Raw genomic sequence first — 25,992 nt, 5'->3', positions numbered from 1 at the left:
GATGAGCCTCACCGTCGCCACCTGGAATATCAACTCGGTCCGTCTGCGCATCGCCAACGTCGAGCGATTCCTGAAGTTGCGAAAGCCGGACGTGCTCTGCCTCCAGGAAACCAAGTGTCCCGACGAGTTCTTCCCGCACGAGCCGTTCGAGAGGCTGGGCTACAGCCACCGGCTGGTGCAGGGCATGAAGTCCTATAACGGCGTCGCCATCCTGTCGAAGGTCCCTTTCAAGGCGATGAACGTCCACCACCGCTGCGGCAAGGAGGACTGCCGGCACATCGAGGCCGCGCTCGACGTCGGGGGCGATCCGATCCTGCTCGACAACCTCTACATCCCGGCCGGCGGCGACATCCCCGATCCCGAGGCCAACGCCAAGTTCGCGCACAAGCTCGACTTCTACCGCGAGATGGCCGGCTGGTTCGCCGAGCGCAGACCGGCGGCGCGCCAGAAGAAGGGCCTGCGCCGCATCGCCGTCGGCGACCTGAACGTCGCGCCGCTCGAGCATGACGTGTGGAGCCACAAGCAGCTCCTCAAGATCGTGTCGCACACCCCGATCGAGGTCGAGCTGTTCGGCAAGATGATGGCGGCGATCGACTGGATCGACGTGCCGCGCCGCTTCGTGCCCAACGAGGAGAAACTCTATTCGTGGTGGAGCTACCGCAACAACGACTGGCGCAAGTCCAACCGCGGCCGCCGGCTCGACCACATCCTGGCCAGCCCGGCGCTGGGCGGCGGCCTCCGCAGCCATCACATCGATGTGGATTTGCGCGACTGGAAGCTCGCATCGGACCATGTGCCGGTGCTGGCGACGTTCGACGTCTGAAGGGCGACGTCTGAGAGGGGAGAGACACCATGCTGACGTTTCTCGGCATTCTGCTGATCGGCCTGATCGTCGGCCTGCTGGCGCGCTTCCTGACGCCGGGGCCGACGCCGCGCGGCATCCTGGTCACCATCGTGATCGGCATCGCCGGCTCGGTGCTCGCGACCTACGGCGGCCAGGCGCTCGGCATCTATCGCGCCGGCGAGGCCGCGGGCTTCATCGGCTCGGTGTTCGGCGCGATCGTGCTGATCGTGCTGGCGCGGCTGTTCAGCGGCCGCTGACTCTTTCGCCTCTCCCCCGCTAGAGCATATTCCGTTCGGCTGGAATCAGCTGAACGGAACATGCCTGCTGCAACAACAACGTCCGTGCGCGCATTTCCGGGCAGATGGAACCGCGAGCGGTTCCATCTGCCCGGAAATCGCTCTAGGGGGAGAGGAATCAGAGCACCTTGTAGAGAAAATACCGGTCCTGCGGGACGCCGGGCGGCTCGGGCTGGCGTTGCCAGCGCGCGACGTCGAGCGGCTGGTTGGCGAGGATCCAGCCGCCCGTGGCCGCCAGCGTGTCGAGCGCCGGGCCGAGCCATTTGCCCATCGCGGTGTTGGCCGCGTGATCGCCGGTGCCGAGGTCGGTATGGATCAGCGCCGCGACGGCGCCGAGCTGCTTGGCCGCGCGCGGGATCGCGTCGCGCGCCTCGCCGAGGAACAGCCGGTCGTCGGGCGGGATGCAGTCGGGATGGGCCGCCACCTTGCGCTCGAACACGTAGATGTCGCGGCCGGGAAAGAGATCGCGCAGGTGGTCGTAGGTACGGCCGTTGCCCAGGCCGACTTCGAGGATGGGGCCGGGCAGGGGATCGATCGCAGCCTTGAGGAAGTTGAGGCAGTCGCGCTGCGCCTGCATGCGCGCGATGAAGCTGTCGAGACGGCTCAAGGGACTCTAGGCGGCTTTGTTGGCTGTCGCCTCGCGCAGCTTCTGATTGGTGTCCTCCACGCGATGCGCCAGCTCGCGCATCATCTCGATCGCCATGCTCGGGAACTCGCTGACCAGGCGATAGAACATGTCCTTGTTGATCCTGAGCGTCAGCAGCGACTCGCTCGCCTTGATGGTGGCGTTGCGCGGCGCATCGCACAGGATCGCGGTCTCGCCGAAGAAGCCGTTCTTCTTGAGCTGGGCGACGCGCAACTGGCCGGTCGGGGTGTCGATCAGCACGTCGGCGATGCCGCCCAGGATGACGTACATGGCATCGCCCGGATCGCCCTGGTGGCAGACCTCCTGGTCGCTGTTGAACGTCATCCGTTCGCCGGTGAACGCCAGCAGCTTGAGCTTGGCCGGTTCCATCTTGGCGAAAAGCGGCACACCCTTGAGAATCTCGACTTCCTCGTTGAGGTTCATCGCCTCCTCCTTCGATAGCTTACGCCGAAGCCATCAGCTCGGCATAGAGCCCATTGCCCTCCACCTGGGCCTTCTCGCCGAAGGTGGCCACGCGGCCGCCCTGCATGACGATCACCCGGTCGAAGGGTTCGGCCTGGCTCGGCCGGTTGGCGATCCACACCACGCCCCGGCCCTCGGCCGCGGCAAGAATGTGGTCGCGGATTCTGTCTTGTGTGCGGCCGTCGAAGGCCGCCACCGCCTCGTTCACCACCAGGAATTGCGGCCGCTTGATCAGCGCCCGGGCGATGCCGAGTTTCTGCCGCTGGGTGGCCCCAAGCCGCTTGCCGCCGACGCCGACATTGAACTCCAGGCCGACCTCGATCACCGAGTCGTGCAGCTCGAGCTCGTCCAGCACCTCGCGGGTCAGGGTACCGATGCGCTGGTCGGCCTGGGCTTGGCCGTAGACCAGGCGGCCGAACAGGATGTTGTCCTGCAGGGTGGCTGCGCCGTTGTACTGCTCGAAGTCGTAGAACCTGACCGCTCCGCGCAGCGGCCCGGGCAGGCCGGCCGCGAAGGCCCGCCGCGCCGCCAGCAGTCGGTCCTCCATCTCGGCATCGATCAGTCCCAGGCGATGGCGCGCCTCGACGTAGCACAGCGGCAGGGTCATCAGCCGCACCCGGTCGGCCTCCGGCACCGCCTCGACGCCCTTGCCGCCCAGCCGCTGCAGCAGCAAGCGGACGTTGGGCAGCTCGTCGGCCGAGATGAAGCTGTACTGCTCGAACAACGGGTTGTCGGGCGACAGGCCGGAGAACAGCTCGACCATGGTCTCGGCGATGCTGAGGCCCATGCGCAGCAGCTCCTCGTCGAGCCTGAGCTCGTGCAGCACGGTCTGCATGTACGGATCGGCCGCAAGGTTGTCGCCGTCGAAGTCGGGGCCGACCGGCGTGCCGAACAGCAGGTTCTCGGCGACCGACAGGTTCCGGTTGTAGCGCTCGGCATTGAACGGCTCGACCAGGCCGGCATAGGCCGCGTCCTGCAGCCGGCCGTGCAGGGCATGGCGGGCCTTGAGGATCTTCTCGGCGAGATCGGGCCGCTTGTCGGCGTCGACCGTGCCGCGCAGGCCGAGAGAGTAGATATCCTCGTCCAGCTCGACCTGTTTCAGCACCTCGACGATGCAGCGCAGCAGGTCGGCCGGCCCGCTGGCGCCGGCCAGCTCGTAGTCGATCCAGTCGGCGTTGGGATCGAACGCCGGGTTGCCGGCCCGCTCCGATTCGCGCCAGAACGCCTCGCGCAGCGCGCGGGTGGCGTCGTCGTACTGGGCGGGCGCGACCGGCCGGTGCTTGAGCCCGAACAGCAGGTTGTCGCGCACCGAGATCGGGAACAGGTAGGTCTCCTGGCCGACATAGCCGGCGCGCGCCCCCAGCACGTACTCGGGCAGGCGGAAGAAGTCCTGGCCGTCGATCCGGACCGAGCCGCCGTTGATCGGCACTTGCCGCGCCAGCACCTGGCCCAGCACGTCCTTGCCCGAGCCCGAGCCGCCGATCACCGCCACGTGGGTGTCGGTCGGCAGGGTCAGGCTGACGTTGTCGAGCTGCTTGACGCGGCCGTCCTCGGAGACGGTGACGCCGGTCAGCACCAGCTCGTGGCCGAGCGGCGGTATGGGACCGTCGGGCACCGCCTGCAGATCGGGGTCCATCATGCCCTCGGGCTGGAACTGATCGATCACCTGCTCGTACTTGATCTGCACGTCCTGGCGCTGCTGGTCCCAGTCGATCAGCTCCTTGATCGGCGACGGCAGGTCCTTGTAGGCGAGCAGCACGCCGACCACGGCGCCGACATCCATCTGGCCGGTGATCGCGAAGTAGCCGCCGACCAGGTAGATGGCGAACGGCGTCGCCTGCGACAGGATGTTGTTCCAGAACTTGGCGACGAACTTCTTGTTATAGAGGTCGAAGCGGATCTTGAAGATGTGGCCGAGCCGCTCGGAGATGTCGGCGCGCTCGTAGTTGGCCGCGCCGTGGACGTGGATCTCGGTGTTGCCGTCGGCGGTCTCGGCGATGCGGCCGGCAAGGAGGCGGGCGGACAGCTGCCGCTGCCGGCCCAGCACCAGGACGGGTTTGCGCAGGCGCGGGATGATCACCATCTGCACGCCCAGCAGCACCAGCACGATGATGCTGAGCAGGAAGTTCTGCATCATGATGAAGATGATCGCGGTCAGCGCCTGGCCGCCGAGGAACATCGGCTGCACGAAGGCGTCGCCGATGAAGCCGCCGAGCGGCTCGACCTCGTCCTTGATCATGGTCGCCAGCTCGGCCTGCTTCACCTTGCGGAAGTGCGCCGGCGGGAATCGCAGGATGCGGTCGTACAGCTCGTAGCGCAGGCGGCGCAGCATGCGCTCGCCCATGCGGCCCTTCTGGGTGTTGATGCTCTTCTTGAACTGGCCGTTCACGATCACGGCGGCCAGGAACACGAAGCTCATGATCACCAGGTACTGCAGCTGGTCGACCTGGAAGCCGTCGAGGATGCGGAGGACCTTGCCGGGGAAGATCGCCGACAGGTCGAGTTCCCACACCAGGAACGGGATGGTGTGATGGTTCTTGAAGGCGTTGCCGGTGATGCCGTTGTTGACGATCGACTTCGGCACCGTCAGCGACATGAAGTAGAAAACCTGCGCGAACACGACGAGCAGCAGGATCACGAGCTGCTCGGGCCTGCTGTATCGCCAGATGTAGGAGAACAGATTTCTTTGCATCAAAACCCTGGTCCGCTCCGGCCCCCCTCTAGCTATATTCGATCATGCCCTTGATTACATTCAGTTTTTTCGGTCGCCTCGGGGGTTCGCGCCGTCTGCAGTCTATGGCATAGTCCGCCCTGCGAAGGCCGGGGCAGAAGGGCTCGGCGGCCGAGGAGAGCTCGATGCCCAACAGCAGCCGGTCAAAGCGTGTGCTGCTCTATAGCCACGACTCCTTTGGCCTCGGCCATGTCAGCCGTTGCCGCACCATCGCCAACGCCATCGTCGAAGCCGACAAGTCCGTCTCGGTGCTGATCCTCAGCGGATCGCCGATGATCGGCTCCTACGAGTTCCGTTCCGGCATCGATTTCGTGCGCATTCCCGGCGTGGTCAAGCAGATCGACACCGGGGAGTACGATTCGGCCAACCTGCGCGTGGGGGTCGAGCACACCCTGCAGATGCGAACCCGCATCATCAGGGACACTGCCGACATCTACCGGCCCGACCTGTTCATCGTCGACAAGGAGCCGCTCGGCCTGCGCGGCGAGGTCGTGCCCGCCCTCGAGATGCTGAAGGCGCGCGGCACCCCCCTGGTCCTGGGCCTGCGCGACGTCATGGACGACCCCGAGAAGCTGGCCGCCGAATGGCAGCGCAAGAAGGTCGTGCCGGCGCTCAGCGACCTCTACGACGAGATCTGGGTCTACGGCCTGCCGCAGATCAACAAGCCGTTGACCGGCATCACCGTGCCGCCGTCGGTCCGGCACAAGATGGTCTACACCGGCTACCTGCATCGCGACCTGCCATTGCACACCGACGTGCCGCACGAGGCGGAGGAGATTAAGGGCCCTTATATCCTGGTGACACCCGGCGGCGGCGGCGACGGCGTCGACCTGGTCGACTGGGTGCTGTCGGCTTACGAGAGCGACCAGCACATCCCCTACGGCGCGGTGATCGTGTTCGGCCCGTTCATGGCCGCCGCGGCGCGCGAGCATTTCAAGGAGCGGGCCGCCAAGTTCCACAACATCCGCACGCTCACCTTCACCAACAATCTCGGCGCGCTGATGAAGAATGCCGCCGGCGTGGTGGCGATGGGCGGCTACAACACCTTCTGCGAGATCCTGAGCTTCGACAAGAAGGCGATCATCGTGCCGCGCACGCGGCCGCGGCTGGAGCAGTACATCCGCACCCGCGCCGCGCGCAATCTCGGCCTGCTCGAGATGCTCAACGCCGAAGGCTGGCGCGATCCGTTCGTGATGGCGACGGCGCTGCGCCAGTTGCCCCAGCAGGGCCTGCCGAGCGACGTCGTGGTGCCGGGCCTGCTCGACGGCATCGGCAACGTGCTGCGGCTGGTCAGCAAGCAGCTCACTCATCCCCATCGCGGGCCTGCGCGGCTCGACGCGGCCGAGCCGGCCGAGGTGCCGCCGACCGGCACGTCGTCGTCGTCGGTGCGCGCCAGGAGCTGATCGGGCAGATCCATGTCAACGGTGTCTGGTCCGCGTGTCGCGGTCGTGCTCAAGGGCTGGCCGCGCCTGTCCGAAACGTTCATTGCCCAGGAGATCGCCGGCCTCGAGGCGCGTGGTGTGGCCCTCGAGATCTGGTCGATGCGCCGGCCGACCGACAAGCTGCGCCATCCGGTGCACGACCGGGTGATCGGCCGCACCGTCTATCTGCCGGAGTACCTGAAGGACGATCCCGTCCGCGTGCTGCGCGGCTGGCTGAAGGCGCGCCGCCTGCCGGGCTACGCTGCCGCCCGCGCCAAGTTCCTCGCCGACCTGCGGCGCGATCGGACGGCCAACCGCATGAGGCGCTGGGGCCAGGCGCTGGTGCTGGCGGCCGAGCTGCCGGATTCGGTCGAACGGCTCTACGCCCACTTCCTGCACACGCCGGCGTCGGTGACGCGCTACGCCGCGACGATGCGCAGCCTGCCGTGGAGCGTGTCGGCCCACGCCAAGGACATCTGGACCAGCGAGCCGTGGGAGATCACCGGCAAGCTCGCCGACTGCGCCTGGCTCACCACCTGCACCGCGCAAGGCCTGGAGCGCCTGCGCACGCTGGCGCCCGACCCCGACCGGCTGCAGCTCGTCTATCACGGCCTCGACTTCGGCCATCTGCCGTCGCCGCCCGCGGGCCGGCCGACGCGCGACGGCAGCGACCCCAACGACCCGGTGGTCATCCTGTCGATCGGCCGCAAGGTCGAGAAGAAGGGCTACGACGATCTCCTGAAGGCGCTGGCCCAGCTGCCGCGCACGCTGCACTGGCGCTTCGAGCATGTCGGCGGCGGCGGGCTGGGCGATGCGCTGAAGGCACAGGCGGTGCAGCTCGAAATAGCCGATCGCTGCCACTGGCTCGGGGCGCAGTCGCAGAAGCAGGTGTTCGCGGCCCTCGCGCGCGCCGACCTGTTCGTGCTGGCGAGCAAGAGGGCGGGCGACGGCGACCAGGACGGCCTGCCCAACGTGCTGATGGAAGCCGCCCACCAGGGCCTGCCGATCGTCTCGACCCGCACCGCGGCGATCCCCGAATTCATCGAGGACACGGTCAACGGCCTGCTCGTGCCACCGGCTGCACCCGAGGAGCTGGCCGTCGCGCTCGAGCTCCTGGCGCGCGATCCGGCGATGCGCCGGCGGCTCGCCGCCGCCGCGGCCCACACCGTGCGCACGCGCTTCTCCTACGAGGCCGGCGTCGACTGGATCGCCGGGGCGCTCGGCCAGCCTCGCCTCGCTCAGGCTCGTGCCGCAGAGTAGCCCCTTCATTCTCCTCTCCTCCGCTAGGGGGAGAGGGCGGGTGAGGGGGAATCGAAAGCTCGTACAACACCCCGCCTCTCCCCCTCGTGGGGGAGAGGAGAATGAGTCGTAGCCGCCATGCGCGTGCTGCTGCACACGCCCCTCAAGCCTCCCGACAGTCCCGTCGCGTCCGGCGACCGCGAGATGGCCCGCGGGCTCGCCCGTTTGCTGAAGCAGCTGGGCCACAGCGTGGTCATGCCGGCGCTGAGCCGCGTCGCGCCGGGCGTGCCGCCGCCGGAGCGCCACCTCGCCCTGCAGCGCCGCGCCCGCGCCCATGCCCAGCGCCTGATCGCCCGCTGGCGGACGCTGCCGGCGCGTCATCCCGATCGCTTCGACCTCTGGCTCACCTATCATTGCTATTACCGCAAGCCCGACTGGCTCGGCCCGATCGTGACTCGCGCGCTCGGCATTCCCTACGTCCTCTCCGAGGCCAGCCACGCGCCACGCCGCGCCCAGGGGCCGACGCGGCTCGGCCACGTCGCGGTCGAGCGGGCGCTGGCCGCGGCCGATCTGGTGCTGAGCGTTAATCCGCGCGATTTCGCCGGCGTGCGGGCGCGCCTGCGGCCCGGCGCGCATCAGCGCTGGCTGCCGCCCTTCATCGACACGCGGCCGTTCCGCGCCGCCTCTGGCGCGCGGCGGCCGACCTACGACCCGCCCGTGCTGCTGAGCGTCGGCATGATGCGCACCCGCGACAAGCTCGCGTCGTATCGGGTGCTGGCCGAGGCCTTCGCGCGGCTCGGCGGCAGGGCTTGGCAGGCGGTGCTGGTCGGCGACGGACCGGCCCGCGCCGAGGTCGAGCGGCTGATGGCGCCGTTCGGCGCGCGGGTGCGCTTCACCGGCGCTGTGCCGCATGTGGAGCTGCCCAAGATCTATGCCGCTGCCGACCTTTACTTGTGGCCCGCAATCAACGAGGCCTACGGCATGGCCTTCCTCGAGGCACAGGCCGCCGGCCTGCCGGTCGTCGCCGGCCGCACCGGCGGCGTGCCGGCGGTGGTGGCCGACGGCGTCACCGGCCTGCTGACGCCGGTCGGCGATGCTGTCGCCTTCGCCGAGGCAGTGGCCCATCTGCTGGAGCGGCCCGACGAGCGGGCGCGGCTGGGCGCTGCCGCGGCCGGGCGCGTCGCCAGCCATCACGACGAAGCCGCTGCCGCGCATGCGCTCGCGGCCTCGCTCGCGCTGCTGCGATGAGCGTTCCCTTCGCCGTGCTGCGTCACGCGCCGACCGCCTGGAACGGCGAGGGCCGTCTGCAGGGCGCGACCGACATTCCGCTCAGCGCCGACGGTGAGGACATGGCGAAGACCTGGCACCTGCCGGCGCCGGCCGACCACTGGAAACGGATGTGCAGCCCGCTGATCCGCGCCCGCCGCACGGCGGAGCTGGTGCAGCCTTCGGTGCCGGTGCTCGTCGATTCGCGGCTGCGCGAGATGAGCTTCGGCATCTGGGAGGGCAAGAGCGTCGCCCAGCTACGCGCCGAACGCGGCGAGCGTTTTGCCGAAGCCGAGCGGCTCGGCCTCGACTTCCATCCGCCGGGCGGCGAGTCGCCGCGCATGACGATGGATCGCCTCAAGGGCTGGGCGGCCGAAATCGCCGCGACGGGCGAGCCGGCGGTCGCCGTGACGCACAAGGCCGCGATCCGCGCCCTGCTGGCCCTGGCGACCGGCTGGGACATGACCGGCCGCCAGCCGCTGAAGCTCGACTGGCGCCGCCTGCATTTCTTCTCCGCCTGCGCCGACGGCAGCGTCACGCTCGACCGGCCGAACGTATCGCTGTCGAACGGGCCGCTCGCATGAGCCGCGTCTTCTTCCACGTCCAGCATCTGCTCGGCATCGGCCATGTCCGGCGCGCCGCCGTGCTGGCGCGCACGCTGGCCGCGCTCGGCTTCGACGTGCTGCTGGTCTCCGGCGGCATGCCGGTGAAGCTCGATCTGGGCGGCGCCCGCTTTCATCAGTTGCCGCCGGTCCGGGCCCGTGACGCCGGTCTGCGCGAGCTCAGCCGGATCGACGGCCGGCCTCTCGACGAGGCCTTCAAGGCCGAACGCGCGCATGCGCTGCTCGCGCTGTTCCGCGCCGAGCAGCCCGACGTGCTGATCACCGAGCAGTTTCCGTTCGGCCGCACGCAGCTGCGCTTCGAATTGCTGCCGCTGATCGACGCCGCCCGGCGACGTCGACCCAAGCCGCTGATCGTCTCGTCGGTGCGCGATGTGGTACGGCGGACGATGTCTTCCCAGCGCGTCAAGGAGGCGATCGAGCTGTTCGCGGATTTCGACCTGGTCCTGATCCATGGCGACCCGAACCTGATCGGCTTCGAAAGGAGCTTCGCCGGCTGGGACGCGATCCGGTCGCGCGCGGCCTATACCGGCTACATCGCCGACGCCAGCGCTCCGGTCGCCGGAACCTTGGGCAAGGGCGAGGTCATCGTGTCGGCCGGCGGCGGGGCGGTCGGCGGGTCGCTCTTCAAGGCGGCGGACGATCTGGCGGACCGGGATGCGCTGGTACCCGATGCAGTGTGGCGCTTCCTGGTCGGCCCGACCGTCGATCGTCCGTCCGTGCGCGCCGACGGCACGGTCATCGAGCCGTTGCGCGATGACTTCACGACCTTGCTGCGCAACGCGGCGCTGTCGATCTCCCAGGCCGGCTACAACACCGTGGTCGAGATGCTGTGCCACGCCGACCGCGCCGTCCTCGTGCCGTTCCGCACCGAGCGCGAGACCGAGCAGATGGACCGCGCCCAGGCGCTTGCCGAGCGCGGTCTCGTCGCCTGCGTGCCGGGCGACGAGGTATCGCCGGCTTCGCTGCGCGCCGCGATCGAGCGCGCCATGCGCGGACCGTCGATCCGCAGCTTCCCGCCGTGCGACCTCGACGGCGCCGCGGCGACGGCGACACTGCTGCAGCAGAGGCTGCCATGAGCGGCTGGTCCGCCGTCGAGCAGGAACTCGCGCGCTGGCGCGACGCCGGCCGCGAGGCGGTGCTGTGGTGGCGCGACGACGATGTGGCGGAAGCGACTCCGGCGCTCGATCGCTTGCTCGACCTGCAGCGCGCCCATGACGTGCCGTTGGCGCTCGCGGTCGTGCCGGCGACCGCAACCGCAGCGCTCGCCACGCGGCTCGGCGCAGCGCAAGGCATAGATCTGCTGCAGCATGGTTACGCCCATACCAACCATGCGCCCGCCGCGGACAAGAAAGAGGAGCTGGGTGCCCATCGGCCGGCGATGGTCGTGCTGGGCGAGCTCGGCACCGGGCGGATGGCGCTGGAGCGGCTGTTCGGCCCGCGCGCGCTGCCGGTGCTGGTGCCGCCCTGGAACCGCATCGCGCCGGGGCTGGTGCCGGCCTTGCCCGAGATCGGCTATCGCGGCCTGTCGACCTTCGGCGCCCGAAAGCGTGTCTCGCCGGTATCGGGATTGCTGCAGGTCAACACCCACATCGATCTGATCGACTGGAAGGCGCGCCGTTTCGCCGGCGCCGAGGCGCTGCTCGCCGCCTTCGCGCAGGCGCTGGACGCCGCACGGACGACGGGCGAACCGGTCGGCCTGCTCAGTCATCATCTTGCGATGGACGAAGCGGCTTGGAGTTTCCTACAGTCGTTCTGGGGAGCGGTGAAGGGCATGCCGGGCATGAAAATCGCCACGGCACACGATTTATTCGCGTCGAGGGAGGCGCGGGCTTGAGCTCGTCCGATATGCGCTATCCGCGACCGACGCTGTTGGCCGACTATGTCCGGGCCGGCGTCGGCGCCGTGCTGTGCGGCCTGCCGCTGGTGCTGATCGACGTCAATCGTTGGATCGCGGCCATCTTGCTGGCCGGCTTCGTGCTGTTCGCCGCCTTCATCGTGCGCACCGCGTTGCGCCAGCACACGCGGTACGTGCTCGGCCCCGACACGCTGTGCGCCGACGGTCCGGCCGGCAGCCTGGTCGAATGGAACCGGCTCGACCGCATGAAGCTCAGCTACTTCTCGACCAAGCGCGACCGGTCCGACGGCTGGATGCAACTTGCCGTTGGCTCGGCCGGCGCCCGCACGGTCAAGGTCGATTCCGCGCTCGAGGGTTTTTACGATATCGTCGAGCGGGCCGCGCGGGCCGCCGAATCCACGGGGGTCGAGCTCAGTGCGGCGACGCGCGCGAACTTGCGGTCGATGGGTATCTCGGTGGCGGGGCAGGAAGAGACGGTATGAAGGATCTGCTGCGGGTCGAGAACCTCACCGTGGAGTTCGGCGTTCATGAGGGCGTCCTGCGGGCCGTCGACAACGTCTCGTTTTCCATTCCACCCGGCGGCACGCTCGCCCTGGTCGGCGAGTCGGGTTCCGGCAAATCGGTGTGCAGCCAGGCGGTCATGGGCCTGCTGCCGCGCACCGCGACAATTCCTTCGGGCTCGATCCTGTTCAAGGACCCGCGCGACCCCGATCCGGCGGTCGACATCGCCAGGCTCGACCGCGGCGGCGCCGAGATGCGCTCGATCCGCGGCGGCGAGATCTCGATCATCTTCCAGGAGCCGATGACCTCCTTGTCGGCGCTCCACACCGTCGGCGATCAGATCGGCGAGGCGGTCGAGCTGCATGGCGGCGGCAGCCATCTCAGCAACATCCATTCGCTCGGCAACCAGATGCACGAGGCGGCCGAGCGCAGCCGCGTGCGCATGACCCGCGCCGAGATCGACGAGCTCACGCTCGACATGCTGCGCCGCGTCGGCTTCCCCGACCCCAAGCGGGCGTTGCGCACCTATCCGTTCGAGCTGTCGGGCGGCCTGCGCCAGCGCGCCATGATCGCCATGGCGCTGGTCTGCCGGCCGGCATTGCTGATCGCCGACGAGCCCACGACCGCGCTCGACGTCACCATCCAGGCGCAGATCCTGCGCCTGATGAAGGACCTGCAGAAAGAGCTCGGCATGGCGTTGCTGATGATCACGCACGATCTCGGCGTGGTCGCCAACGTCGCCGACGACGTGGTGGTGATGTATCGCGGCAAGGTCGTCGAAGCGGGCAACCTGCACGACATCTTCGACGATCCGCAGCATCCCTACCTCAAGGCGCTGCTGCACGCGGTGCCGCGCTTCGACATGAAGCCTGGCGAGCGGCTGCAGCCGATCCGCGAGATCAAGGCCTCGACCGGCCATCTCCTGCAGCAGAAGCCCGACGTCGCGCCGACCGACACGTTCAATCCGCAGGCGCCCGTCCTGAAGGTCCGCCACCTCTCCAAGACCTTCAAGATCCGCAAGGCCGACACGCTGCTCGAATCGCTGCTGGGCGGCGGCACCACCCGCACCGTGCGCGCGGTCAACGACGTGAGCTTCGACGTCGAGCGCGGCGAGTGCCTCGGCCTGGTCGGCGAATCGGGCTGCGGCAAGACCACGCTCAGCAAGATGCTGATGCGCGGCCTGTCCGCCGATCCCAACGAGGGCGCCGGCCGCGTCATCTTCGACGACTGGGGCCGCAAGATCGACGTCATGATGCTGGAAGGCGAGGAGCTGAACGGCTTCCGCCGCAAGCTGCAGTTCATCTTCCAGGACCCGTTCGGCTCGCTCAATCCGCGCATGACCGTCTACGACATCCTGGTCGAGCCGCTGATCATCCACGGCGTCGGCGACGACGCCTATCGCCGCGAGATGGTCGGTGAGCTGATGGAGATGGTCGGCCTCGACCGCCGCCAGCTCAGCCGCTACCCGCACTCCTTCTCGGGCGGCCAGCGCCAGCGCATCGGCATCGCCCGCTCGCTGGCGCTCAGGCCCGACATGGTGATCTGCGACGAGCCGGTGTCGGCGCTCGACGTCTCGATCCAGGCGCAGATCCTCAACCTGCTCAAGGACCTGCAGAAGCAGCTCGGCCTCACCCTGATGTTCATCAGCCACAATCTCGCGGTGGTCGACTACATCGCCGACCGCATCGCCGTGATGTGCGCGGGTCGCCTGGTCGAGCTGGCGCCGGCGGGCGAGCTGTTCAAGAATCCCATCCATCCCTACACCAAGGCGCTGCTGGCCGCGGTGCCGATGCCCGATCCCAACGCGCGGCTCGACCTGCGGGCCCTGATGGAAGGCAAGGCATCCGATCCCAAGGCCTGGCCGCATCCTTTCACCGACGACGGCTCGCGGTCGGTGCTGTGGACCGAGGTCGAACCCGGCCACTACGCGCGTATTGCGCGGGAAGGCGCCTGAGATGCTGAACTACGTCGTCCGTCGCCTGCTCCTGATGATCCCGACGTTGTTCGTGATCAGCCTGCTCGTGTACATCATCATCGACCTGCCGCCGGGCGACTGCGTCACCTCGCAGATCGACGAGCTGCTGTCGCGCGGCGATCCCGACGCGCTGCGCCGCGCCGACGAGCTGCGCCACCTCTACGGCCTCGATCAGCCGCTGATGGCGCGTTACTTCCACTGGCTGTTCGGCATCTTCCGCTGGGACTTCGGGCTGTCCTGCCAGGACACCGTGCCGGTCAAGGACCTGATCGGCGAGCGGCTGGCGCTCACCATGGTGATGGAGAGCTGCACCATCATCTTCATCTGGACGGTGTCGTTCGTGATCGGCGTCTATGCCGCGACGCATCAGTACCAGCTCGGCGACTACGTCGCCTCGTTCATCGGCTTCATCGGGCTCGCGGTGCCGAACTTCCTGCTGGCGCTGGTCCTGCTCTACGTCGGCAAGGTCTATTTCGGCCTGTCGATCGGCGGCCTGATGGATCCCGAGTTCATCGACAAGCCGTTCAGTTGGGCCAAGTTCTGGTCGGTCGCCCAGCATCTCGTCATCCCGGTGATCGTGATCGGCACCTCGGGCACCGCCGGCATGATCCGCCGGCTCCGCGCCAACCTGCTCGACGAGCTGCAGAAGCAGTACGTCACCACCGGCCGCGCCAAGGGCCTGCCGCCGCTCAAGCTCCTGATCAAGTACCCGCTGCGGCACGCCATCAATCCCTTTGTCGCCGACATCGGTCACTTGTTGCCGGAAGTGATCTCGGGCTCGGTGATCGTGTCGGTCGTGCTGTCGCTGCCGACCACCGGCCCGATGCTGCTGGGTGCGCTCAAGACGCAGGATGTCAACCTCGCGGCGACCTTCCTGCTGTTCGTCGCCGTCCTGACCGTGATTGGCATGCTGGTCTCGGACCTGCTGCTGGCGGCGCTCGATCCGCGCATCCGCTTCGGCGCCACTTCAGAGAAATAGGAGTCGGAGAAATAACATGACCGACACCGCCGACCGCACACCGCGCACGCCGCACTACGTCAATCCGGCGCCATGGGACCCCTATGTCTCGGAGCGCCTGACGGCCGAGCAGGAAAAGTACTACATGGCCGGCCAGTGGAAGCTGATGTGGTGGCGCTTCCGCCGCCATCGGCCGGCCGTGGTTTCCGCCGCCTTCCTGCTGCTGATGTATTTCTCCTGCTTCATCAGCGAGTTCATCGCGCCGTACGACCTGCACACCCGGCACACCAAGCATATCTTCGCGCCGCCGCAGACCATCCACTTCTTTCATCAGGGCAGCTTCCTCGGGCCCTTCGTCTACGGCCTGAAGGTGGAGCGCGACATGGACACGCTGCAGCGTGTCTACACCGAGGACGAGGCCAAGCCGCAGCCGCTGCGCTTCTTCTGCCGCGGCGAGGGCTACCTGTTCTGGGACCTGATCCCGGGCCGTTTCCATTTCGTCTGCCCGGCCGAGGGCGGCACCGTGTTCTTCCTCGGCACCGACCGGCTGGGGCGCGACATGTTCAGCCGCATCGTCTATGCCGCGCGCATCTCGCTCACCATCGGCGTCATCGGCATCGTGCTGTCGTTCACGCTGGCGCTGATATTGGGTGGATTGGCGGGCTACTACGGCGGCTGGGTCGACAACGTGGTGCAGCGCATCACCGAGATCCTGAAGAGCTTCCCGCACCTGCCGTTGTGGCTCGCTTTGTCGGCGGCGCTGCCGGTCACCTGGTCGCCGCTGCTGGTCTATTTCGGCATCACCCTGATCCTCGCCCTGCTCGACTGGCCGAGCCTGGGCCGCGCCGTGCGCTCCAAGCTGCTGTCGCTGCGCGAGGAGGACTACGCCATGGCCGCCCAGATGATGGGCGCCAAGCCCGGCCGCATCATCGGCCGCCATCTGCTGCCCGGCTTCATGAGCCATCTGATCGCCTCGGCCACGCTCTCGATCCCGTCGATGATCCTGGCCGAGACGGCGCTGTCGTTTCTGGGCCTCGGCCTGCGGCCGCCGATCACGTCCTGGGGCGTGCTCCTGAACGAGGCGACCGACATCAATGTCGTGGCGGTGAACTGGTGGCTGATGCTGCCGGTGGTGCCGGTGATCCTGGTGATCCTGGCCTACCAGTTCATGGGCGACGGTATGCGCGACGCTGCAGACCCGTATGCTTAGGCGCCCGCAGCGCAGCGAGGGCGCCGGCGGGCGGCAGCGCTTGTAATCAAGCGCGAGAGCCCGCGCCGTGCAGAATGGATACGGGCGGCGACAGCGTCGTCTTTTCTGAACCGTGCGGGCCCGCGCTCGCGCTGCGAGCGCTTCCGCCCGCCGGCGGCCTCGCTGCGCTGCCGCCCCAAAGAAAAAGGCCGCCCTGTCGGGGGAGAGTGACAGGGCGGCCGAACGCCTCCGAAGAGGCTGAACGTGGCTTTGGGGGGACCACGTTCGGGGGAGATACAAAGCGAAGATGGAAACGAGGGGTGGCGGTGGCTAGACCCAATTGAGGCAACTCTGTGATTTTTAAGTCACGGGCCTGTAAGCTTGGACCGGCGGCAGCATCGCCGAAGGCGGAGCAATTCCAGGGAGTTGGGCGCGCCCGGTTCTTCGGGGCGCTTCCGTGCTACGAAAGCCCCCAATGACCGATCTCGAGGTCACCGGCCTCGGCTGCCGTCGCGGCGGCCGCCCGGTATTCCGCGACCTTTCCTTCTCCCTGGCCAAAGGCGAGCTGCTGGCCCTGACCGGCCGCAACGGCAGCGGCAAGACAACGCTGCTGCGCGCGCTGGCGCTGCTGGTGCCGGCCGATGCCGGCGCGATCCATTGGCAGGGCGCCGACGTCGCCGCCGACCGCGAGGCCTGGCGCCGCCGGATCGCGTGGCTGGGCCATCTCGACGGGCTCAAGGGCGACCTGACCGTCCGCGAGAACGTCGCCACCGCCTGCCATCTGCGCGAGGAGGGCACAGAGCGCGTCGACGCAGCCCTCGCCGCCTTCGAGCTCGGCCCTCTGGCCAGCCGTTCCGTCCGCACCCTGTCCGCCGGCCAGCGCCGCCGCGCCGCGCTGGCCCGCGTGGTCGCGGCCGGCGCGCGCCTCTGGCTGCTCGACGAGCCGCTGAACGCGCTCGACGCACCCTCGCAGGCCGCGTTACGGGCTGCGCTCGGCCAGCACCTCGCCACCGGCGGGCTGGCGATTGCCGCGACCCATGCGCCCATCGACGTGCCCAACGCTCGCACCCTTCTTATGGATTCCTCTCCCCCGCCAGGGGGAGAGGAGCATGAGCCGTGAGCGGCTTTACGGCCCTGCTGGCGCGCGACCTGCGGCTGGTCTGGCGGCGGCCGGGCGATGTCATGGTGGTGCTGGCCTTCTTCGTCGTGGCGACCGTGCTGTTCCCGCTCGGCATCGGCCCCGAGACCAACCTGCTCGCCCGTATCGCCGCCGGTATCCTGTGGTGTGCCGCGCTGTTCGCCGCCCTGCTGTCGCTCGATCGGCTGTTCGCGGCCGATTACGAGGATGGCGCGCTCGACCTGCTGCTGCTGGCACCCTGGCCGCTCGAGCTGGCGGCGCTCGCCAAGTGCCTGGCTCACTGGATCGTGACCGGCCTGCCGCTCGCCGTGCTGGCCCCGTTCATGGGCCTGCTGTTCGGCCTGTCGGGCGAGGGGCTTGCGGCGCTCGGCCTCACGCTGCTGGTCGGCACGCCGGCGCTGTCGCTGATCGGCGGGCTGGCGGCAGCGCTGACCCTGGGGGCGCGGCGGGGCGGCGCGTTGCTGGCGCTGCTGGCCTTGCCGCTCTGCGTGCCGACCCTGATCTTCGGCGCCGGCGCGGTCGAAGCGGTGGCGACGGGCGGGGGTTTCCTCACGCACCTTGCAATCCTGGGCGCGCTGGCGCTGCTGTCGCTGGCGACCTTGCCGTGGGCGATCGCCGCGGCCTTGCGGCAAGCCGGCGAGTAGACAAGGGCGGAGAGAGGACGAATACAGAAGCCGATGGCCAGCCTGCATGTCCTCGCCAACCCGGCGCGCTTCCGCCGCTTCAGCCAGAAGGTGCTGCCGGTCCTGTCGGGCGCGACCGCGCTGGTGCTGGCCGTCGGCCTGTACCTCGCGCTGGTCGAATCGCCGCCCGACTACCAGCAGGGCGAGACCGTCCGCATCATGTTCATCCACGTGCCGTCGGCCTGGCTCGCCATGGCGGGTTACGCGCTGCTCGCCGGGCTCGGCGCCGCGCTGCTGGTGTGGCGCCATCCGCTGGCGGCGCTGATGGCGCGCGCGGCCGCGCCGGTCGGCGCGGTGTTCGCTGCGGTCTGCCTGCTCACCGGCTCGCTGTGGGGCCGGCCGATGTGGGGCACCTACTGGGTGTGGGACGCGCGGCTGACCTCGATGCTGCTGCTGTTCTTCCTCTATCTCGGCCACATTGCGCTCAGCCGCGCCTATGACGATGCCGAGCGCGGCGACCGCGCCGCCGCCATCCTGGCGCTGGTCGGCGTGATCAACCTGCCGGTGATCAAGTTCTCGGTCGATTGGTGGAACACGCTGCACCAGCCGGCGTCGGTGATGAAGCTCGGCGGCCCGTCGATCCATCCCGCGATCCTGACGCCGCTGATGGTGATGGCGGCGGCCTTGCTGCTGCTGTTCGTGGTGCTGGTGATGGTGCGCACCGAGACCGAGATCGATCGCCGCCGCCTCGACGCCGCCGAGCGGGCCCAGTAGGCGGGAAAGATGAGCCACACGCCGTTCATCATCGGCGCCTATGTCGTGGCGCTCCTGGGCTTCGGCGGCCTGCTGGTCGCCTCGCTGCTGGCGCGCCGCCGGATCAAGCGCGAGCTCGGCCACCGCGGGCTGGAGCGGCGATGACCCCGCGTATGTCTCCAAAGCGCAGGCGGCTGTGGCTGCTGGTCGGCTCGCTGGGCGTGCTGGGCGCGGCAGTGGCGCTGGTGCTGACGGTACTCAACGACAACATCGTCTTCTTCTATTCGCCGACCCAGGTCGCCGAGAAGCATCCCGGCCCCGAGCGCCGTTTCCGCCTCGGCGGCCTGGTCGAGCAGGGCAGCGTGAACAAGAACGGGCAGGAGGTGCGCTTCACCGTCACCGACCTGCAGAAGACCGTGCCGGTGGTCTATCGCGGCCTGCTGCCGGACTTGTTCCGCGAAGGCCAGGGTGTGATCGCCGAAGGAACGCTCGGACCGGATGGCACGTTCACCGCCCGCGACGTGCTCGCCAAGCACGACGAGAACTACATGCCTCCCGAGGTCGCGAAGGCCCTGAAGGAGTCGGGCCGCTGGCAGGAAGGAGCGGGAAAGAAATGACTGACTCCGTGGCCGGCCGCACTGTCCTCACGCTGCGCGATATGGTCAGCGCCACCCTGTGGTCCAAGAATCGCGTCCTGCTCCTGATCTATCTCGGCGTCGCGGTTGCGGCCGTCGGCTATTCGCTTCTGTTCGATCCGCCGGGCGCCGGCCTCGTGACGATCATGATCGTGGTGGCCATGACCGTCGGCTTTGTGGCCTTGATGCTGGCCGCTACCAGCTTTCTCTTCTGGCGCCTGAGTGAAAGGCAGCGGGAGATGCACTACGTCGTCGATCGCACGGCCGTCACGCTTCGCGATGCGACGGGCGCGGCGGTCGTCCTGCCCTGGCGCCAGGTGAAGGTGTGCCGCGAGCACGGCTCGGGCTTTGCGCTTTTCGCCAGGCCCTGGGGCGCTCGCTGGCTGGTCAAGCGGGCCTTTGCGGCATCCGATGTCCAGGCGTTCCGGGAGCTTGCGCGATCGACGCTGGGCGGTGCGGTGCGTTTGCAGGACGTGAAATGATCCCCGAGCTCGGCCACTTCGCGCTGATCCTTGCGCTCGCCGTCGCGCTGGTGCAGGGCACGCTGCCGTTCGTCGGCGCGGCGAAGGGCGACATCCGGCTGATGGCGCTCGGCCGTTCGGCGGCGCTGACGCAGGTGCTGCTGATCGCGCTCGCGTTCCTGGCGCTGATGCAGGCGTATGTGGCGTCCGACTTCTCGGTCGCCAACGTCGTCGCCAACTCGCATTCGGCCAAGCCGCTGCTCTACAAGATCTCGGGCGTCTGGGGGAACCACGAGGGCTCGATGCTCCTGTGGTCGCTGATCCTCGCCGTGTTCGGCGCGGCGGTCGCGGTGTTCGGCAACAATCTGCCGGATTCGCTGCGCGCTCGCGTGCTGGGCGTGCAGGCGCTGATCGGCGTGGGCTTCCTCGCCTTCATCCTGTTCACCTCCAATCCGTTCGAGCGCGTCTCGCCCGCGCCTGTTGACGGCAACGGCCTCAACCCGCTGCTGCAGGACCCGGGCCTGGCGTTCCATCCGCCACTGCTCTATCTCGGCTATGTCGGCTTCTCGGTGACCTATGCCTTCGCCATCGCGGCGCTGCTCGAGGGCCGGGTCGATGCGGCGTGGGCGCGCTGGGTGCGGCCGTGGACGCTGGCGGCCTGGTGCTTCCTGACCTGCGGCATCGCGCTCGGCTCGTGGTGGGCCTATTACATCCTGGGCTGGGGCGGCTTCTGGTTCTGGGATCCGGTCGAGAACGCCTCGCTGATGCCCTGGCTGGCCGGCACTGCGTTGCTGCATTCCGCGATCGTCGTCGAGAAGCGCGATGCGCTGAAGAGCTGGACGGTGCTGCTGGCGGTGCTCGCCTTCTCGCTCAGCCTGCTCGGGACGTTCCTGGTGCGCTCGGGCGTGCTCACCTCGGTGCATGCCTTCGCCCAGGACCCGGCGCGCGGCATCTTCATCCTGGGCTTCCTGCTGCTGGTCACCGGCGGTGGGCTCGCGCTCTATGCGTGGCAGGCGCCGAAGCTCTCGGGCGGCGGCCTGTTCCAGCCGATCAGCCGCGAAGGCGCGCTGATCCTGAACAACCTGCTGCTCTGCACGCTCGCCGCGACGGTGCTGCTCGGCACGCTCTATCCGCTGTTCCTTGATTTGCTGACCGGCAACAAGGTCTCGGTCGGGCCGCCCTTCTTCAACGCCACCTTCGTGCCGATCTGTGCGCCGCTGTTTGCCGCGCTCTGCGTTGGCCCATTTCTCAACTGGAAGCGCGCCGAGCTGGGACCGGCGCTGGTCCGCCTGCGCGCCGCCTTCGCCGTGTCGGTGATCGCCGCGATCGTTGCCGCTGTCGCGGTCGACGGTCGCGCGACCCTGGCGGCGGTCGCCTTCGGTTTCGGTGTCTGGTTGATCCTGGGCAGCCTGGTCGAGTTCGCCGGCCGCGTGCGGCGCGGCCGCCTGCGCACCCTGCCGCGCGCCACGGTCGGCATGACCATCAGCCACGCCGCGCTCGGCGTCGTCGTGCTCGGCGCGGTCGCGACCGCGTCCTGGAACGTCGAGCTGATCCGGACCATGAAGCCCGGCGACAGCGCCGAGTTCGCAGGCTTCGGCGTGAAGCTCGAGTCGATCGTGCCCGGGCAGGGGCCGAACTACATCGCCGAGCGCGCCACGCTGGTGCTGACCCGGAACGGCCAGCCCTACACCACGCTGACGCCCGAACGGCGGCTGTTCACCGTGCAGCGCCGGCAGATCTCCGAGACCTCGATCCACACCAACCTGCTGCGCGACCTTTACGCCACGCTGGGCGAGGGCGACGCAGACAAGGGCTGGACCATCCGCCTCTACTGGAACCCGCTCGCCCCGTGGATCTGGCTGGGCGCGGGCCTGTGCGCGCTGGGCGGATTCGTCTCGCTGAGCGACCGGCGGCTCAGGATCGGCGCGCCCAGGGGATCAAAAGGGCGCTCTCGGACAGCCGTGCAGGCGGCAGAATGACTCTCTGTCGTCCTGAGCGTAGCGAAGGACCTAAGGGTCCAGCATCGCGGTGTCGACGCGCCAGGTCCTTCGCTGCGCTCAGGACGACAAGGCCATGAACCGCACGCTCTTCCTCCTCCCCCTGATGATGCTGGTCATCCTGGCGGGCTTCTTCGGCTGGTCGCTGCTGTCGGGCCGCGATCCGGCGTCGATCGGCTCGGTGATGGTCGGCCGCGCCGCGCCGCGGCTCTCTGCCCCGTCATTGCGCGAGGGCGAGCCGGCGCTGACCGAAGCCCTGCTCAGGACCGGCAAGCCGGTGCTGGTGAATTTCTTCGCGAGCTGGTGCGCGCCGTGCCTCGCCGAGCATCCGCTGTTCACGCGGCTCAAGGAACGCGAGGGTGCCACCATCATCGGCATCGCCTGGAAGGACAAGCCCGAGGCGACGCGCGCCTGGCTGGCAAGGCTCGGCGATCCCTTCGCCAAGGCGGGCTACGATACAGACGGCAAGCTGGCGCTCGACTGGGGCCTGTCGGGCGTGCCGGAGACCTACCTGATCGACGGCAACGGCATCGTGCGGCTGCATTTCCGCGGGCCGATCACCGAGCGCGATCTCAGCGTCATCCTGCCGCTGCTGCGGGGCGGGTCATGACCCTCTGTCGTCCTGAGCGCAGCGAAGGACCTAGCGCTTCGACATCGCGGTGTTGGGCCCCTAGGTCCTTCGCTGCGCTCAGGACGACAATCGTGCTGATCCTTTGCCTCGTCACTCCGGCTCTGGCGGTCGAGCCGTCGGAGATGCTGAAGGATCCAGCGCTCGAGGCGCGGGCGCGCGAGATCGGGCGGGCGCTGCGCTGCGTGGTCTGCCAGAACCAGGCGATCGACGATTCCAGCGCCGAGGTGGCGCACGACATGCGCCGCGCCGTGCGCGAGCGGCTCACCGCCGGCGACAGCGACCGCCAGGTGATGGACTTCATGGTGGCGCGCTACGGCGACTACGTGCTGCTGAAGCCGCCGTTCAAGGCGGGCACCTGGCTGCTGTGGCTGGGCGGCCCGCTGGTGCTGCTGCTGGCGGGCGGCGCGTTGCTGCTCGCGGCGCGCAAGCGCCGGACGATCGCGACGGCCCCCGCGCCGCCGCTCAGCGACGAGGAGCGCGCGCGGGTAGCGGCGCTGCTGCGCGAGCCCTCTCAAGGACGATAGGGCCCATGCTCGAATTCCTCCTGGCGCTGTTGACGACGGCCACGGTGGCGGCGTTGCTGGCGCCGCTGCTGCGCCGCCAGATCGTGCGCCGCGACCGGCTGGCGAGCGATACCGCCGTCTATCGCGATCAGCTCGCCGAGGTCGAGCGCGAGCGCGGCCGCGGTGCGCTCTCCGTTGCCGAGGCCGATGCCGCGCGGACCGAGATCGAGCGGCGTCTGCTCGCCGCCGCCGACCGGGACAAGGCCGAGCCCGAGGCTGATGCGTCTTGGCATCGCTTCCTGGTGCCGGCGATGTGCCTGCTGATTCCCTTGTTCGCGCTCGGCCTCTATCTGCGCATCGGCCAGCCCGGCCTGCCGGCGGCGCCGTTCGTTGCCCGCTCGGTGCCGGCGGCAACACCCGACCAGAGCCGCGACGTCGCGCAGGCGGTCGCCGCCCTGCGCGCCCGACTCGCCGAGAAGCCGGACGATGTCGAGGCGCTGTCGGCGCTGGGCGAGGCGCTGACCCATCAGGCGGACGGCGTGGTGACGGCGGAGGCGCAAGGCCTGCTGCGCCGCGCGCTGGAGAAGAATCCCGACGATGCCCGCGCGATGTTCTATCTCGGGCTGGCCGACGCGCAGGGCGGCGACAGCCGGGCCGCGCTCAAGCGCTGGGGCGAGCTGGAGCAGCGCTCGCCGCCCAATGCGCCGTGGCTGGCGACCCTGCGCGAGGAGATGCAGCGCGTCGCCCGCGCCGCCGGCTTGCCGGCGCCGGCTGCGCCGACACCGCCGCCCGGGCCGACACAGGATCAGATGCAGGCGATGCAGAACCTCTCGCCTGCCGACCGCCAGCAGGCGATCCGCGGCATGGTCGAGGGGCTCGAAGCGCGGCTGCGCGCGTCTTCGGGCAAGCCGGAGGATCGTGACGGCTGGCTGCGCCTGGCCAACGCGCGCCGGGTGCTGGGCGAGAACGACAAGGCGGTCGAGGCCTATGCCAAGGCCGACGCCCTCGGCACCCTGGAGCCGCGGCTGCTCGCCGACTGGGCCGAGGTGCATGTCCGCCAATTGCAGCCGGGCACCGCGCCCTCTGCTGCCGCGGTCGCGGTGCTCGAGCGGCTGGAGAAGGCCGAGCCGCGCAATGCGCTGGCGCTGTTCTATCTCGGCGCCGCCGACTTCGCCCGCGGCGACAAGCCGTCCGCGGTGCGGCGCTGGAAGACGCTGCTCGCGTTGCTCCCCGCCGACGCGCCGATCCGCGCCATGCTCGAGGGCAAGATCAAGGAAGCGGAGTAGCACCCCCTGTACCGCCTATTTCGGTGCGCCGGCCAGGATCAGGTGCTCGCCGAACAGCTCGCGTTTGGCGGGGTCGCGGAAGGCGTGGGTGCGGACGAAGGCCTCGGCGCTGAAGCCGGGATCGACGGCCAGCAGCTCGGCCACGGCGGTCTTCGCCGCGTCGAGCTGGCCGGTGGCGGCGAGGCCGGCGACAAGGAACCGGAGGTTCGCGGTGAAGCGCGGATTGAGGGCGTGCGACTTGCGCGCCCATTGCACGGCGTCGGCCCAGTCGCCGGCGGCGTAGCTCGACAAGGCCAGGATGGCGTAGGTGTAGAACACGTGCGCGTCGTACGGCGACAGGCGCAGGCCGATGTCGGCGCGGCGGCGCCCCTCGCGCGTCTCGCCGATATAGCTGAAGGTCGGGCTGGAGCGTAGCCAGGCGATCGCCGAGCTGGGGTTGGCGGCGAGCGCCCGGTCGAACAGCTCGATCGCGTGCTCGTACTCGCGAAACGAGAAGGCCTGCACGTGCCCGCACAGGGAGAGCGCGCGGGGATCGAAGCGGTCGAGGGTCAGCGCGAGCTTGCTGAGCCGCTCGACCTCGCGGAACTCGGCGATGCTGTCGGCCGAGCGGCCCTGGCCGATGCGCACGGTGTGCCAGTCGGCCGCGAGCGCATGCGCGGCGGCGTAGCTCGGATCGAGCGTCATGGCGCGCTCGAACATCGGCAGCGCCTGCATGAACTGGTCGTCGTCGAAGCGGTAATAGAGGTCGAGGCCGCGCAGCACGTACTCGTAGGCGTCGAGGCTCTCCGGCCGCTTGCGCAGCACGCGCCGCAGCTCCGCCTCCTGGACCTGCGGCGTGATGGTGGCGACGATCCGCGCCGACAGCTCGTCCTGCAAATCGAACAGATCGGCCGCCTCGCCGGCGAAGCGGTCGCTCCAGATCGTGCCGCCGGTGTCGCAATCGGCCAGCTCCGCCGACAGCCGCACGCGGTTGCCGGCGCGCCGCACGCTGCCCGACAGCATGTAGCGCACGCCCAACTCGTGCTGCACCTGGCGCGGATCGGGCGCGGTGCCGCGATAGCGCAGCACCGAGCTGCGCGAGATCACCACCAGCTCGGGCAGGCAGGAAAGGGCCGCGATCACGTCCTCGACCAGCCCGTCGCTGAAATAGGTGCTGGGAGGTCCGGCCGACGGCTCGCTCTGAAGCGAGTGATCGGCGAAGGGCATCACCGCGACCGACGGCCGCCGCCGCTCGAAGCTGTCGATCGCGGGCGCGGTGGCCGCGCGCTTGCCGGTGCCGACGATGTAGGCATGCACCGGCCGGCGGATGTTCTTGAGCTGTAGCGTGCCGAGATCCTCGACCGGTGCGTCGATGCGGCCGCCGATCAGGTCGAGCACGGCCGACGACACCAGCACGCCGCCGATCGGCGCATGCTCCTGCAGGCGCGCGGCGACATTGATGCCGTCGCCCAGCAGGTCCTCGTCCTCGACGATGACGTCGCCCATGTGGATGGCGCAGCGCATCTCGAAGCGCACGTCGCGCACCGGCGGCAGCTTGGCGGCCTCCTCCTGGATGTGCAGCGCCGTGCGCGTGGCATCGACCGGGCTGGTGAACTCGACCAGCAGGCCGTCGCCCAACGACTTGAAAATCCGGCCGCCGCCCTGCGCCAGCAGCGGATCGATGTGGCGGCGCAACGCGCGCCAGGCGGCGAGCGCATTCTCCTCGTTGGCCTCGACGGCGGCGCTGAAGCCCACGACATCGAACACCGCGACGACCACCAGCCGGCGTTTGCCGTAGTCGCCGTCATGAACGGCGTCGACGTGTCGCGAAGCCATGCGGCGACAGTAGCCCACGACCCCCGACGCGACACCGAACGAAAGTATGTCGCGCGCGATACGGATTGAAGCGCGCAGCGAACGCGCATCGTCCGGTTGCGGCGCGTCGGCCAAGGGATACTGTTCACAGGCTAATCGTGTACC

The 25,992-nt window shown here is 69.0% G+C and carries 26 protein-coding genes; 22 read left to right on the top strand and 4 right to left on the bottom strand.

Translation table 11 applies throughout. The features are described 5' to 3' along the window. The first annotated feature begins 1 nt into the window (after position 1). Positions 2 to 823 carry an exodeoxyribonuclease III gene (locus J0J01_RS10900; protein ID WP_296380426.1) on the top strand — a complete coding sequence of 274 codons (822 nt, stop codon included), beginning with the start codon at positions 2 to 4 and terminating at the stop codon, positions 821 to 823. A 29-nt stretch (positions 824 to 852) separates the two neighbouring features. Next, a complete protein-coding gene (locus J0J01_RS10895; RefSeq protein WP_296380424.1) occupies positions 853 to 1,101 on the top strand; it encodes a GlsB/YeaQ/YmgE family stress response membrane protein in 249 nt (82 codons plus the stop codon). A 157-nt stretch (positions 1,102 to 1,258) separates the two neighbouring features. Here J0J01_RS10895 and J0J01_RS10890 read toward each other — a convergent pair whose 3' ends face one another. From J0J01_RS10890 to J0J01_RS10880, 3 genes are read right to left on the bottom strand one after another with little or no spacing between them, the layout of a single operon-like run. Further along, complete coding sequence (locus J0J01_RS10890) at positions 1,259 to 1,747, bottom strand: class I SAM-dependent methyltransferase (protein ID WP_296380423.1); 489 nt, start codon at positions 1,745 to 1,747, stop codon at positions 1,259 to 1,261. 6 nt (positions 1,748 to 1,753) lie between these two features. Next, positions 1,754 to 2,209, bottom strand: a complete 456-nt coding sequence (locus J0J01_RS10885; RefSeq protein WP_296380421.1) for a cyclic nucleotide-binding domain-containing protein — start codon at positions 2,207 to 2,209, stop codon at positions 1,754 to 1,756. A 19-nt stretch (positions 2,210 to 2,228) separates the two neighbouring features. Continuing rightward, positions 2,229 to 4,940: an ABC transporter ATP-binding protein gene (locus J0J01_RS10880; protein ID WP_296380420.1), complete on the bottom strand. Its 2,712-nt coding sequence runs from the start codon at positions 4,938 to 4,940 to the stop codon at positions 2,229 to 2,231. Between the two features lie 164 nt (positions 4,941 to 5,104). Here J0J01_RS10880 and J0J01_RS10875 point away from each other — a divergent pair, with 164 nt between their 5' ends. The 20 genes from J0J01_RS10875 (at position 5,105) to ccmI (ending at position 24,033) form a co-directional block, all read left to right on the top strand. Next, positions 5,105 to 6,382 carry a glycosyltransferase gene (locus J0J01_RS10875; RefSeq protein WP_296380418.1) on the top strand — a complete coding sequence of 426 codons (1,278 nt, stop codon included), beginning with the start codon at positions 5,105 to 5,107 and terminating at the stop codon, positions 6,380 to 6,382. Between the two features lie 21 nt (positions 6,383 to 6,403). Then, entirely contained in the window at positions 6,404 to 7,660 is a 1,257-nt protein-coding gene (locus J0J01_RS10870; RefSeq protein ID WP_296380417.1) for a glycosyltransferase, read from the top strand. Between the two features lie 117 nt (positions 7,661 to 7,777). Continuing rightward, positions 7,778 to 8,887 (top strand): glycosyltransferase family 4 protein, encoded by a 1,110-nt coding sequence (locus J0J01_RS10865; RefSeq protein WP_296380415.1) that lies wholly within the window; start codon positions 7,778 to 7,780, stop codon positions 8,885 to 8,887. Beyond that, a complete protein-coding gene (locus J0J01_RS10860) occupies positions 8,884 to 9,489 on the top strand; it encodes a histidine phosphatase family protein (protein ID WP_296380414.1) in 606 nt (201 codons plus the stop codon). Before J0J01_RS10865 ends, J0J01_RS10860 begins: the two co-directional genes overlap by 4 nt. Beyond that, positions 9,486 to 10,604, top strand: a complete 1,119-nt coding sequence (locus J0J01_RS10855; RefSeq protein WP_296380413.1) for a glycosyltransferase — start codon at positions 9,486 to 9,488, stop codon at positions 10,602 to 10,604. The genes J0J01_RS10860 and J0J01_RS10855 overlap by 4 nt, the downstream gene beginning before the upstream one ends. Then, complete coding sequence (locus J0J01_RS10850) at positions 10,601 to 11,362, top strand: polysaccharide deacetylase family protein (protein ID WP_296380412.1); 762 nt, start codon at positions 10,601 to 10,603, stop codon at positions 11,360 to 11,362. The genes J0J01_RS10855 and J0J01_RS10850 overlap by 4 nt, the downstream gene beginning before the upstream one ends. Then, positions 11,359 to 11,865, top strand: a complete 507-nt coding sequence (locus J0J01_RS10845; RefSeq protein WP_296380411.1) for a hypothetical protein — start codon at positions 11,359 to 11,361, stop codon at positions 11,863 to 11,865. Before J0J01_RS10850 ends, J0J01_RS10845 begins: the two co-directional genes overlap by 4 nt. Then, positions 11,862 to 13,838 carry an ABC transporter ATP-binding protein gene (locus J0J01_RS10840; RefSeq protein WP_296380410.1) on the top strand — a complete coding sequence of 659 codons (1,977 nt, stop codon included), beginning with the start codon at positions 11,862 to 11,864 and terminating at the stop codon, positions 13,836 to 13,838. The genes J0J01_RS10845 and J0J01_RS10840 overlap by 4 nt, the downstream gene beginning before the upstream one ends. A gap of 1 nt (position 13,839) precedes the next feature. After that, positions 13,840 to 14,838 (top strand): ABC transporter permease, encoded by a 999-nt coding sequence (locus J0J01_RS10835; protein WP_296380409.1) that lies wholly within the window; start codon positions 13,840 to 13,842, stop codon positions 14,836 to 14,838. A gap of 16 nt (positions 14,839 to 14,854) precedes the next feature. Continuing rightward, positions 14,855 to 16,027: an ABC transporter permease gene (locus J0J01_RS10830; RefSeq protein WP_296380408.1), complete on the top strand. Its 1,173-nt coding sequence runs from the start codon at positions 14,855 to 14,857 to the stop codon at positions 16,025 to 16,027. Between the two features lie 454 nt (positions 16,028 to 16,481). Further along, positions 16,482 to 17,126 (top strand): heme ABC exporter ATP-binding protein CcmA, encoded by a 645-nt coding sequence (ccmA, locus tag J0J01_RS10825; RefSeq protein WP_296380407.1) that lies wholly within the window; start codon positions 16,482 to 16,484, stop codon positions 17,124 to 17,126. Next, positions 17,123 to 17,788, top strand: a complete 666-nt coding sequence (ccmB, locus tag J0J01_RS10820; RefSeq protein WP_296380406.1) for a heme exporter protein CcmB — start codon at positions 17,123 to 17,125, stop codon at positions 17,786 to 17,788. The genes ccmA and ccmB overlap by 4 nt, the downstream gene beginning before the upstream one ends. Positions 17,789 to 17,821: 33 nt before the next feature. After that, complete coding sequence (ccmC, locus tag J0J01_RS10815) at positions 17,822 to 18,541, top strand: heme ABC transporter permease CcmC (RefSeq protein ID WP_296380405.1); 720 nt, start codon at positions 17,822 to 17,824, stop codon at positions 18,539 to 18,541. A 9-nt stretch (positions 18,542 to 18,550) separates the two neighbouring features. Beyond that, entirely contained in the window at positions 18,551 to 18,685 is a 135-nt protein-coding gene (gene ccmD, locus J0J01_RS10810) for a heme exporter protein CcmD (protein ID WP_296380404.1), read from the top strand. An 8-nt stretch (positions 18,686 to 18,693) separates the two neighbouring features. Further along, positions 18,694 to 19,137, top strand: a complete 444-nt coding sequence (gene ccmE, locus J0J01_RS10805; RefSeq protein ID WP_296380403.1) for a cytochrome c maturation protein CcmE — start codon at positions 18,694 to 18,696, stop codon at positions 19,135 to 19,137. Further along, positions 19,134 to 19,637, top strand: a complete 504-nt coding sequence (locus J0J01_RS10800) for a YcxB family protein (protein WP_296380402.1) — start codon at positions 19,134 to 19,136, stop codon at positions 19,635 to 19,637. Before ccmE ends, J0J01_RS10800 begins: the two co-directional genes overlap by 4 nt. Continuing rightward, on the top strand, positions 19,634 to 21,595 hold the full coding sequence (locus J0J01_RS10795) for a heme lyase CcmF/NrfE family subunit (protein WP_296380401.1): 1,962 nt from the start codon (positions 19,634 to 19,636) through the stop codon (positions 21,593 to 21,595). The genes J0J01_RS10800 and J0J01_RS10795 overlap by 4 nt, the downstream gene beginning before the upstream one ends. 94 nt (positions 21,596 to 21,689) lie before the next feature. Further along, complete coding sequence (locus J0J01_RS10790) at positions 21,690 to 22,223, top strand: DsbE family thiol:disulfide interchange protein (protein ID WP_296380399.1); 534 nt, start codon at positions 21,690 to 21,692, stop codon at positions 22,221 to 22,223. An 89-nt stretch (positions 22,224 to 22,312) separates the two neighbouring features. Then, a complete protein-coding gene (locus tag J0J01_RS10785) occupies positions 22,313 to 22,768 on the top strand; it encodes a cytochrome c-type biogenesis protein (protein WP_296380557.1) in 456 nt (151 codons plus the stop codon). 5 nt (positions 22,769 to 22,773) lie between these two features. Continuing rightward, on the top strand, positions 22,774 to 24,033 hold the full coding sequence (gene ccmI / locus J0J01_RS10780; RefSeq protein WP_296380398.1) for a c-type cytochrome biogenesis protein CcmI: 1,260 nt from the start codon (positions 22,774 to 22,776) through the stop codon (positions 24,031 to 24,033). Between the two features lie 15 nt (positions 24,034 to 24,048). Here the strand turns inward: ccmI and J0J01_RS10775 are convergent, their stop codons facing one another. After that, positions 24,049 to 25,848 carry an adenylate/guanylate cyclase domain-containing protein gene (locus J0J01_RS10775; RefSeq protein ID WP_296380397.1) on the bottom strand — a complete coding sequence of 600 codons (1,800 nt, stop codon included), beginning with the start codon at positions 25,846 to 25,848 and terminating at the stop codon, positions 24,049 to 24,051. Positions 25,849 to 25,992: the final 144 nt, after the last annotated feature.

The organism is Reyranella sp., from assembly GCF_017305915.1.
GTDB lineage: Bacteria > Pseudomonadota > Alphaproteobacteria > Reyranellales > Reyranellaceae > Reyranella.
The sequence above is the reverse complement of the archived record's forward strand: the minus strand, read 5'-3'. Positions and strand labels throughout refer to the sequence as shown.

Excerpts from the sequence above, each read along its gene's own strand:
- J0J01_RS10865 (WP_296380415.1), top strand. The coding sequence starts at position 7,778 with ATGCGCGTGCTGCTGCACACGCCCCTCAAGCCTCCCGACAGTCCCGTC.
- J0J01_RS10835 (WP_296380409.1), top strand. The coding sequence starts at position 13,840 with ATGCTGAACTACGTCGTCCGTCGCCTGCTCCTGATGATCCCGACGTTG.
- J0J01_RS10790 (WP_296380399.1), top strand. The coding sequence starts at position 21,690 with ATGAACCGCACGCTCTTCCTCCTCCCCCTGATGATGCTGGTCATCCTG.
- J0J01_RS10800 (WP_296380402.1), top strand. The coding sequence starts at position 19,134 with ATGACTGACTCCGTGGCCGGCCGCACTGTCCTCACGCTGCGCGATATG.
- ccmD (WP_296380404.1), top strand. The coding sequence starts at position 18,551 with ATGAGCCACACGCCGTTCATCATCGGCGCCTATGTCGTGGCGCTCCTG.
- J0J01_RS10855 (WP_296380413.1), top strand. The coding sequence starts at position 9,486 with ATGAGCCGCGTCTTCTTCCACGTCCAGCATCTGCTCGGCATCGGCCAT.
- ccmE (WP_296380403.1), top strand. The coding sequence starts at position 18,694 with ATGTCTCCAAAGCGCAGGCGGCTGTGGCTGCTGGTCGGCTCGCTGGGC.
- ccmA (WP_296380407.1), top strand. The coding sequence starts at position 16,482 with ATGACCGATCTCGAGGTCACCGGCCTCGGCTGCCGTCGCGGCGGCCGC.
- J0J01_RS10795 (WP_296380401.1), top strand. The coding sequence starts at position 19,634 with ATGATCCCCGAGCTCGGCCACTTCGCGCTGATCCTTGCGCTCGCCGTC.
- J0J01_RS10840 (WP_296380410.1), top strand. The coding sequence starts at position 11,862 with ATGAAGGATCTGCTGCGGGTCGAGAACCTCACCGTGGAGTTCGGCGTT.
- J0J01_RS10775 (WP_296380397.1), bottom strand. The coding sequence starts at position 25,848 with ATGGCTTCGCGACACGTCGACGCCGTTCATGACGGCGACTACGGCAAA.
- ccmI (WP_296380398.1), top strand. The coding sequence starts at position 22,774 with ATGCTCGAATTCCTCCTGGCGCTGTTGACGACGGCCACGGTGGCGGCG.
- J0J01_RS10850 (WP_296380412.1), top strand. The coding sequence starts at position 10,601 with ATGAGCGGCTGGTCCGCCGTCGAGCAGGAACTCGCGCGCTGGCGCGAC.
- J0J01_RS10880 (WP_296380420.1), bottom strand. The coding sequence starts at position 4,940 with ATGCAAAGAAATCTGTTCTCCTACATCTGGCGATACAGCAGGCCCGAG.
- J0J01_RS10885 (WP_296380421.1), bottom strand. The coding sequence starts at position 2,209 with ATGAACCTCAACGAGGAAGTCGAGATTCTCAAGGGTGTGCCGCTTTTC.
- J0J01_RS10900 (WP_296380426.1), top strand. The coding sequence starts at position 2 with ATGAGCCTCACCGTCGCCACCTGGAATATCAACTCGGTCCGTCTGCGC.
- J0J01_RS10895 (WP_296380424.1), top strand. The coding sequence starts at position 853 with ATGCTGACGTTTCTCGGCATTCTGCTGATCGGCCTGATCGTCGGCCTG.
- ccmC (WP_296380405.1), top strand. The coding sequence starts at position 17,822 with ATGGCCAGCCTGCATGTCCTCGCCAACCCGGCGCGCTTCCGCCGCTTC.
- J0J01_RS10860 (WP_296380414.1), top strand. The coding sequence starts at position 8,884 with ATGAGCGTTCCCTTCGCCGTGCTGCGTCACGCGCCGACCGCCTGGAAC.
- J0J01_RS10875 (WP_296380418.1), top strand. The coding sequence starts at position 5,105 with ATGCCCAACAGCAGCCGGTCAAAGCGTGTGCTGCTCTATAGCCACGAC.
- J0J01_RS10830 (WP_296380408.1), top strand. The coding sequence starts at position 14,855 with ATGACCGACACCGCCGACCGCACACCGCGCACGCCGCACTACGTCAAT.